General features: G+C 56.4%; 7 protein-coding genes and 1 pseudogene. All 8 read right to left on the bottom strand.

Annotation, left to right across the window (positions count from 1 at the left end):
- Window positions 1-220 (bottom strand): annotated as a pseudogene (locus ACPLUI_RS07735) (hypothetical protein); the annotation flags it as partial.
- Entirely contained in the window at window positions 202-531 is a 330-nt protein-coding gene (locus ACPLUI_RS07730) for a hypothetical protein (protein ID WP_424659691.1), read from the bottom strand. The pseudogene ACPLUI_RS07735 and the gene ACPLUI_RS07730, both read right to left, overlap by 19 nt.
- Before the next feature lie 194 nt (window positions 532-725).
- A complete protein-coding gene (locus ACPLUI_RS07725) occupies window positions 726-1,076 on the bottom strand; it encodes a hypothetical protein (protein ID WP_424659690.1) in 351 nt (116 codons plus the stop codon).
- A 58-nt stretch (window positions 1,077-1,134) separates the two neighbouring features.
- Entirely contained in the window at window positions 1,135-1,641 is a 507-nt protein-coding gene (locus ACPLUI_RS07720) for a hypothetical protein (RefSeq protein ID WP_424659689.1), read from the bottom strand.
- Complete coding sequence (locus tag ACPLUI_RS07715; RefSeq protein WP_424659688.1) at window positions 1,604-2,161, bottom strand: Holliday junction resolvase RecU; 558 nt, start codon at window positions 2,159-2,161, stop codon at window positions 1,604-1,606. The genes ACPLUI_RS07720 and ACPLUI_RS07715 overlap by 38 nt, the downstream gene beginning before the upstream one ends.
- Before the next feature lie 43 nt (window positions 2,162-2,204).
- Window positions 2,205-3,056: a hypothetical protein gene (locus ACPLUI_RS07710; RefSeq protein WP_424659687.1), complete on the bottom strand. Its 852-nt coding sequence runs from the start codon at window positions 3,054-3,056 to the stop codon at window positions 2,205-2,207.
- A complete protein-coding gene (locus ACPLUI_RS07705; RefSeq protein ID WP_424659686.1) occupies window positions 3,028-4,485 on the bottom strand; it encodes a ParB N-terminal domain-containing protein in 1,458 nt (485 codons plus the stop codon). Before ACPLUI_RS07705 ends, ACPLUI_RS07710 begins: the two co-directional genes overlap by 29 nt.
- A 76-nt stretch (window positions 4,486-4,561) precedes the next feature.
- The gene (locus ACPLUI_RS07700) at window positions 4,562-6,157 is read right to left on the bottom strand and encodes a DNA methyltransferase (RefSeq protein WP_424659685.1); all 1,596 of its coding nucleotides are present in this window, start codon (window positions 6,155-6,157) and stop codon (window positions 4,562-4,564) included.
- Window positions 6,158-8,526: the final 2,369 nt, after the last annotated feature.

Here is an 8,526-nt window from a genome sequence, read left to right as displayed (position 1 = left end):
CTTCAAGGGCCGCCGGGTCCTTCGCCACCTCCAGCGCCCAGGCGCTCCTGGCCTCCGCACCGTCCTCCCAGTGGGGGTTGTCCCGGAGCCACCTGGAGTACAGCTCCCTGTCGAATGGGACATGGACGACCCTGACGGCTTCGTTTTCCTTCAGCTCTTCCAGGAAGTAGTGGCGGTTGATAAGGTAATCTTTGTATTCCTCTATCCCCCTGGAAAACATCGCTGTATAATCGTCCGGCTGGTAGACCACCGCCGCCACCAGACCAGGACTTCCCGGGCCGTCTTGCCGGTCAGGGTCACGCTGGGCGTCGCCGCGTCCGGGACGAAAACTCTCTCCCCGGGCAGCCCCACCTTCCGCGCCCACTCCAGCAGTCTCTGCCGGTCAGCACACACGGCCTTGATGAAAAACCTTGACGAAAAACCCTTCCCGGCCCGCACCGTAGCGCGACCAGAAAACGCCACCTCGCCCTTCTCCGCCCGGCGCAGGCGGTCCCAGATTGATTCCCTGCCGGACACGTTCTTCACTCCCATCTTCGTTATCCTGCCCCGGATTCCTGCTGGAAAAGCCCGCCGCTGGAAGCATTTTTCCCACTGCTTTTCCGGCTACCGGAAGTTCTTTAGAAAGACCGCACGAGAAACCGTTCCCTTCGCATGCTTCCTCGGGCCGCAACCGCTCTCCCCGGGGGAAATACCCGCACCACCAGCAGAAAGCAGAACCAAGACAGCTAGACGGCTTCTTCGTCGTATTCCTCACCGTCCACCGCCAGATCTTCCACTGCCGGGTCGTCGTCATCCGGGTACTCTCCGGCAGCGCCCCTCTTACTGCCTCGGGCGGACCTGTCGAACCAGACACCACCGCCCTCTTTTTTCTTCCGAGGCGAGCCGTAGACCGAGTATACTCTTTCCAGGGATTCCTCCGTCACAGCGTACTTTACCATGCCGCCCTTCTCCATGACCCATACCGGAACCAGACCGTCCAGGTGCCCCGGTATCTCCACCCTCCGGTTCGGCAGTATCCCCCGCTCCACAAGCCAGCGCGGGAAACCTTTCTCGGATTCCCCATACAAAACTTCCACAAAACCACCTCCCGCAAGAGCCCCCGGTAAAACCGGACAAAAAAGAGCACGCGCGTGCTCATCTTAGTTCTTTTGCGTTTCGCCAGCAAGCGAAGGTGCCCAGGTCTTTCGGCAGCACGTACAGCCGTTTGCCGAGCGCCTCCGCTATCCTTATCCCCTGGCCCGTTCCCCCGGCTTTCGACGTGCTGCGCGGGAAAGCGATAACCAGATCCGCACTGCTCACAATCCCAAAATTGCGGGCGTGGAGCTTTACCGCCGCGGGAGTGAGCCTGTCCGGTGCCGGGTGGTACTTCCCGACGCTTTCCAGCCAGTCTTTCTGACTGCTGAAGACAATTACTCTGTTTCGAGGGTGAATTCCGCCGGCGTTATAACCCGCCCAGGGGAGGTACAGGGTTACTCGCTCAGGAAACCGCTCGTTCCAAATGTCGCGGGCAATGCTGTCTATCCCCAGGGCGTTACCGGTCGCAAGGCAGTAACCGGCGTCCCGGAGTTTCCGGCAGACAGCCTCGCAAAGACGGATCATTTCCTCATTCGTCTCGCGCGTACCGATTACCGCTACAATCAAGACGAATACCCCCATGAAACAAAAACACCAGATATTCTGGAAACATTACTTCCACCAGCCCTGGTTCCCCGGCACGCACCGACGCCGGGCCGGTCCTGTCCTTCCACGCCGCCCAGCGCCTCTCCAGCTCCGGGAACGGCAGCACGAAAAACCGCTCCAGCTCCCAGAAAGCTACCAGCACAAAAGAAAACGCCCCGGTGAGGGCGCAGTCTCTTAGATATTCATACTGGTGCTGTTCAAGCTTGGACAGGGGCCACCGGTCGCCTCTGGACACTTCTTTAGCATCGAAGGCCAGGGGAAGCGGACCGGAAGGCAGGAGGACGTGGCCCAGGAAGTCCACGGCGGCCTTCTCCTCCACCTTGGCGCTGACTATCTTACCGTTCGGCCCCCGGATGGGGAGCCAGGCCGTGGGGACCTTGTGGATGACCGCCCGCTTCAAAGCACGGTAGCGGGTATTGGCCGCCTTCACCAGGTCCTCCAGCGCCCGGCCCCGGTTGGCATAAGCAGGACTGGCACGCACCCGCCATCATTCCCCTAAACTCTCCACTGCCCGGCACAGCTGCTCAACATTCCAGGTCCGCTCCCAGGGCAGCCGGCAGCCGTTCGAAAAAGTCCAGCGCCGCCCGCTCGAGCACCAGGCCCATAGTGCTCTCGATTTTCGGCTGCCACTTTTCGAGCAGGGCGTACTCCTCGTGGGCGTGGTTGATTTCCAGGAAGCTGCGGTACGTGTGCCTCAAAAACCGCTCCAGGGTACCGTCCAGTTCAGACTTCATTTCCTCCACGCTGTGGTTCTTCGTACTGCGCCCGATGGCGGCACTGAGGCTTTTGGCTACGTGGCGGACATAGAACAACAAGTCCAGGTGGGACTTTGCCACAGTGCTCTTTATGGCTCCGTGCCGGTAGTTGTCCTCTAAAAGTTTGAGGCCACAGACAGCGGCGGCCTTGTGGAACCAGTCCGGGTCGGAGAAAGACTTCTTGAACAGCAGGGCGTTGCTCTTGCCGACGTATTTCGGGTCGGTCAGCTTCTTAACCACGTACTCCATGAACAGGCAAAAATTGCGCGCTACCCACACGCCGCCGTCGAAGTGGTCCCGGTTCTCCAGCCGGTAGAGGGTTATTACTCCCGACCTGACTTTACCATCCCTTGCATAGTCATTCAGCCAGGCAATCAACCTGTTCTTGCTGGCCAGACCTTCCGGGACGCCGGACATCAGGTCGCCGTAGAAAATAGCGTTGCAGTGCTTTATCAAGTATACCTCGATGGCCACGTCCAGCTCGTGCGCTATCCTCTTCCGGGTTTCCGCAGCGATCAGCTTCTCCGGTGCCAGGAGCGTCAGCGTGCCGTCGGCACCCAGCGACAGGAACGACTTCCCGGGCAGCAAATCGTCAAACGACGATCTCAACGTAATCACCATCCCCTCTCTCCCGCAGCGAGACCATATCGCGCAGCTCACCGGCTATCTTCACCAAAAGGTCGGCGCAGTCCATGACATCCCTGTAGGCGACCGCATCTATGGACCGCCGCCCCATCTCGTAGCGCAGTTTGGTAACATGCTTGCCGACGTCCTGCGCTATCCTCGTCACGATGTCCCGCACCCAGTACCGGTCTTTCTGCTCGATCTGCTCCCTGGTCAGGGCGAGCAGTTCCGATTCGGCTTTCTCCTTTTCTTTTTTCAGGGTCTTGATCATCTGCTTGAGCTCCTCGTAATCTTCGGGCGCCTTCTCAATTACCTCCGGCGGGCGGGACTCCAGCTCGGCAATCTTCCGGTTCAGCTCGTCGACCTGCTCCTGGAGCTCCTTTATCCTGCTGTCCCGGTCGGCAATGTCCCCGCGCAGCTTCTCTTCTACTGCCTGCCACGCTCTCTCGTACTTCTCCCTGGCCTCCTTAGCCATCGCCTCGGCCTCTTCTTTGGCCCGCCTGTAATCCTCGACATCTTTCTCCAGCCGGGCGACCTTTTCTTCCAGCTCGCGGATTTTTTCTTCTGCCGCCTCGCGCTCTTCCCTCCGGGCGCCCTCCACGGCCTCACCCAGCCTGTCCTGTAGCCGGGACAGCTCTTTCCTCGCCTCGTGCAGTTCATCCTCAGCTCTCAGGGCGCGGGACTCCACTTCCCTGACATTAGCACAGACCTTTTCCAGCTCTTTCCTCTTCTGCTCCATTTCTTCTAGCTTTTTGCGAAGTTCTCTGATCTCCGGCAACGTCATCTCGACGATCTTTTCCTTCGCCCGGTTGAACAGTTCCAGCTGCTCCTCCCGCGGCATGCTGGCGATGTGTTCCGCCAGCGTGACGCCCAGCTCCCCGGACGATACCACTGCCTGCCACTCGGGAATTAACTCATTGAGTTTCAATAAACGCTTTGTAGTGCGTTCAGATTCTCCTATGGCCTCAGCCACATCAGCAAGGGTTTTGGGTGGGCCATCGTGGCCTACCCTCGAATGCTGGTTGAGACCGAGCCGTATCCCCCAATAGTCCTTTAGAAACTTCGCCCGCCGGGCCTTCTTCATCGGGTCGTCGTCCCCCTGCCGCCGTTCGTCGTTCTCAGCAATGAGCAGGTATTCAACGTCCCTCTCAGGGTCGCCAGACGACATCTCCACCATCACAAAAGGCACGGCCTCCAGACCAAGCTCCAGGGCTATCTTCAGCCGCTGGTGGCCGGACACCACCGTACAGTTCGGCAGTACCTTGATCGGGTCCCGCATCCCGTTCGCCTCGATGCTCCGCTTCAATTCCCGGTACTTCTCTTCCGGCAGGTCGGAGTAGTACTCCTGGTTTTTCGGGTGCGGTTTCAACTGTTTTGGGTCTATCTCCCCTTCCATGACCACCCGGTAAATCTTCGTGCCGAACACTTACTCCCATCCCTTTCCTGTTAAAATAGCTCTCAAAATAGAAAAAGCCGGTTTTCACCGGCCTCCTCGCGGAAACCTAAAAGAACGTCAGTTGTTCCATCCCGTCCCCGACCAGCACCGCCGAGGATACCTTTTCCCCGCACGCAGCTTTCACCCTGGCCTCGGCTATGCTCGCGTATTCCTGGTCGGCTTCCGCACCGGCACAGCGGAACCCTTCCAGGACCGCCGCCACCAGGGTCGTCCCGGAACCCGCAAAGGGGTCCAGCACCAGCCCGCCGGGCGGGGTCACCAGCCGGACGAGCCAGCGTACCAGCTCCAGCGGTTTCTGCGTGGGGTGGACGACAACACCGTGCCCTTCTTCCCGGTGGGCGTCCAGCTCCCCAGGCAGGACTGCCCTGCCGCAGTCCCGGCACCAGCCCCAGCGCTCGGAGCGGGACACCTTGGCACAGTAGAAAAAGCGGGAAGCACCGCCGGAATCGCCATAGGTATCGTGCAGCGTAAGGGCGGGCATTGCACCGCTGTAGCCGCACAGGTTTGACCGCTCTGTACCCGCCCGCATAAATCCACTTTTCAGCTCACCGCTCTGCTTGTCCAGGAGCCGCACGGGACAGTCCGGAGCGCACTCCCAGTCCTCCACGACCTCCATGCCGTCCGGCCCCGCGTGCTGATTCCCCGGGTGCGACCAGCCACGGGGGAACCCCGTAGCCGAGAGACCCCCGTACGGGCCGTGGAAGGTCTTCGATGTGCCGCTCCCCTTGACCCGCTTGTAGCCTTTGAACACGCAGTCCTCCGTGTGGCTCAGCACCAGGTTGGCGGGCCAGCGGCCCAGTGAGTGCGGCTCATAAACAAAGCCGTCTTGCTTTTCATAATACGCCCGCGGGCGGTAACCCGCTTCGGCATTTTTCCTGTCCTGGGAAGCCCACCCGGTGCCGACACAGGGAGCAGGCTTACCCGGACCATTTATGCGGCAGGCGTCTATATTCAGCGCCCCAGTCCCCCATCTCAACACGTTCCCTGCCACGTCCTTCTCCGACAGCGGCTTGCGGGCTAAAACCCATATTTCCACGGAAGGCTTGAGCGCAGTGCCCCACCCTTGCCATCTTACTGCTTCTTCCGTAGCCGGAACAGTAACCTTAAAATCGTTCCCTGCGCGCTTGTCAGGCCCACTGTAGACATTTTGGGCTGACCGTTCACGCGGTATCCTCCGTGCATGGTAGAAATCTATTCCAACTACTGGTCGCTCTGCTTTCATCACCTTATCGATCGCCTTGGATACGTCCAAATTTTTTGGAAATCCGGAACCAAAAATGTGGTAAATGCAGTCCCTTATTTCAAAGCCTGCGTCCTCCACGGCCACCATCATGCGGTGGTGCGTCCTGCCTATCCCCGCCGCCAGCAGGTGGCCGCCGGGTTTTAAGACGCGCAGGACTTCGGCCCAGAAGGAGGGGTCGAAGGTGAGTTCGCCGTTGTCCCAGGACAGGCCCATGAACCCCTTGGTGCCCACCGTGTGCCGCCCGTAAGGCCCCGTTCCCGGCGGGCGCAGGCTGCCGCCGCGGGAAACCTGCGTCAAGGCGTAAGGCGGGTCGGTAACCACAGCGTCAACGGAGTTTTCAGGCAGCGTCTTCAGAAACTCGCGGCAATCGCCGTGGTAAAGCTCCCACCTGCCGTCCATGCCCATATTCACCTCCTATTTCCCTACAAAAAAGCTCTTAAAACAAAACTGACCCATACCGGGTTAACTGCAGACGAGTTTTCTTGTTCTTCCCGCAGTTTCTACACACTTCCCCAATTCTTCCAGGTTCTTTGACCCGCAGTGCAAACTGTCGCAGTGCGCGTGGTAAGTGTTTCAATCCCTCTTTCAATCCCTCAAAGGCAGCAACTAAACCTAACCGACATCCGTAGGGACGGAGAGCTGGCTTCCTGTTTCAATTCCTCAAAGGTAGTAACTAAACGATATTCTTTACTCTCCTTGTCATCTACTTATCAGGTATTTCAATCCCTCAAAGATAGCAACTATACTGGTGATCACGAGCAGATGTTTGACCAGATCCCGTTCAATCCCTCAAAGGTAGTAACTAAACTGAAAAGCTGGCACCCCGAAGTCGGTCTATACCAGGTTTCAATCCCCTAAAAGCAGCAACTAAACGTGGGCTGATAAAACGCGAGTACAGGAAAGTAAAGTTGTTTTAATCCCCTTTTTTCAATCTCTTAAAGGTAGCAACTAAACCTAAATTTACCACCCCCGAAGAGTTATTCTGACCAGGTTTCAATCCCTTAAAGGTAGCAACTGAACTAATACTCCCAGAAGCTAGGATAAAATAAAAAGAACGCTTGTTTCAATCTCCCAAAGGTAGCAATTAAACAGCCAAGCCCGCCGTCCTGTCTGAGGAGTAGTACTGTTTCAATCCCTTAGCTTCAATCCCTCAAAGGTAGCAACTAAACGCAGATTTGTGATGCCTTATACGCCCAGGCTCGGCTGTTTCAATCCCTCAAAGGTAGCAACTAAACAAAGAAAGCACCGTCGCGGAAATAGCGAACTTCCGTGGGTTTCAACCCCTTAAAGGTAGCAACTAAACCCCGGGCATGCTCTTCTTGTTACAGTTTTTGTTCTGGGTTGCAATCCCTCAAAGGTAGTAACTAAACGCGGGAAGGTTATCCGTCTATCGAGGCTTACAAAATTCAATCCCTCAAAGGAAGCAACTAAACCCGGCAGGCCAGCCAGCCCAGAGTCAACTGGCCCACGTGTTTCAATCTCTCAAAGGAAGCAACTAAACCGAGAGGAAGCTGGCCGAGCACGGACTGACCAAAAGTTTCAATCCCTTAAAGGAAGCAACTAAGCAGGTTTACCTATGCCATAATTTTGTTTTTCTGGTAGTTTCAATCCCTCAAGGAAAACAACTAAACCAGGAATCATGGCAGGAATCGCTACGGTAATACTGTTTCAATCCCTCAAAGGAAGTAACTAAACGCACCACCGGGCCGCGCAGCAGCATCCTCGCCCGACGTTTCAATCCCTCAAAGGAAGCAACTAAACTTTATGCCCGGACGGGGGTGACACCTGGACAGTTTTTGTTTCAACCCTTCAAAGGTAGCAACTAAACCTGAACCGAGCGCTGGGAATGGACGCCCGGAATGGGTTTCAATCCCTCAAAGGTAGCAACTAAACTTTACGGACTTATTGCGTTTATCTGCATATTCCAGGTTTCAATCCCTCAAAGGTAGCAACTAAACTGGGGGGGCCGTGCTGCGGGAGAAGAAACTGGAGTCGTTTCAATCCCTCAAAGGTAGCAACTAAACGTACAGGGAAATAACCGGTCGGGAGTATGACCGGGGTTTCAATCCCTCAAAGGTAGCAACTAAACTTGTACCGAACCGCTATAGCTTTCCCGCCACACAAGTTTCAATCCCTCAAAGGTAGCAACTAAACCCTGGCGGCCCTGGCTGGTATAGCGGTATTTTCCGGTTTCAATCCCTCAAAGGTAGCAACTAAACTCTTACACATGACCCGGAATGCTGGTTTACTTCTGGTTTCAATCCCTCAAAGGTAGCAACTAAACTACACGCTTTTTCGTGACCGGTTTGCGCAGAAATATGGTTTCAATCCCTCAAAGGTAGCAACTAAACTCCTGAACAATTTCCCTGAAGCACTCGCGCAACTCTGTTTCAATCCCTCAAAGGTAGCAACTAAACTGCATATACGAAGATGCGGGAGATGCCGCGTAAGGAGTTTCAATCCCTCAAAGGTAGCAACTAAACCAACGGGCGGTTGGTCGGTGAGGACGCTGGTACCGTGTTTCAATCCCTCAAAGGTAGCAACTAAACCAGGACGCAGAGTGACCTTTCTTCCATGCGGAGCAGTTTCAATCCCTCAAAGGTAGCAACTAAACTGCGCCGGTGGTGGTGCGCACGCTGTACGTCCTGAAGTTTCAATCCCTCAAAGGTAGCAACTAAACCCGTTCAGAACCCCACACGTTCCAGACACTCACCACCTCCCCCGTAAAGAAAAATATCGTCGACCTCCGGTAGCGCAAAAACTACCAG

This window comes from Desulfofundulus sp. (assembly GCF_049701015.1).
Lineage (GTDB): Bacteria > Bacillota > Desulfotomaculia > Desulfotomaculales > Desulfovirgulaceae > Desulfofundulus.
The sequence above is the reverse complement of the archived record's forward strand: the minus strand, read 5'-3'. Positions and strand labels throughout refer to the sequence as shown.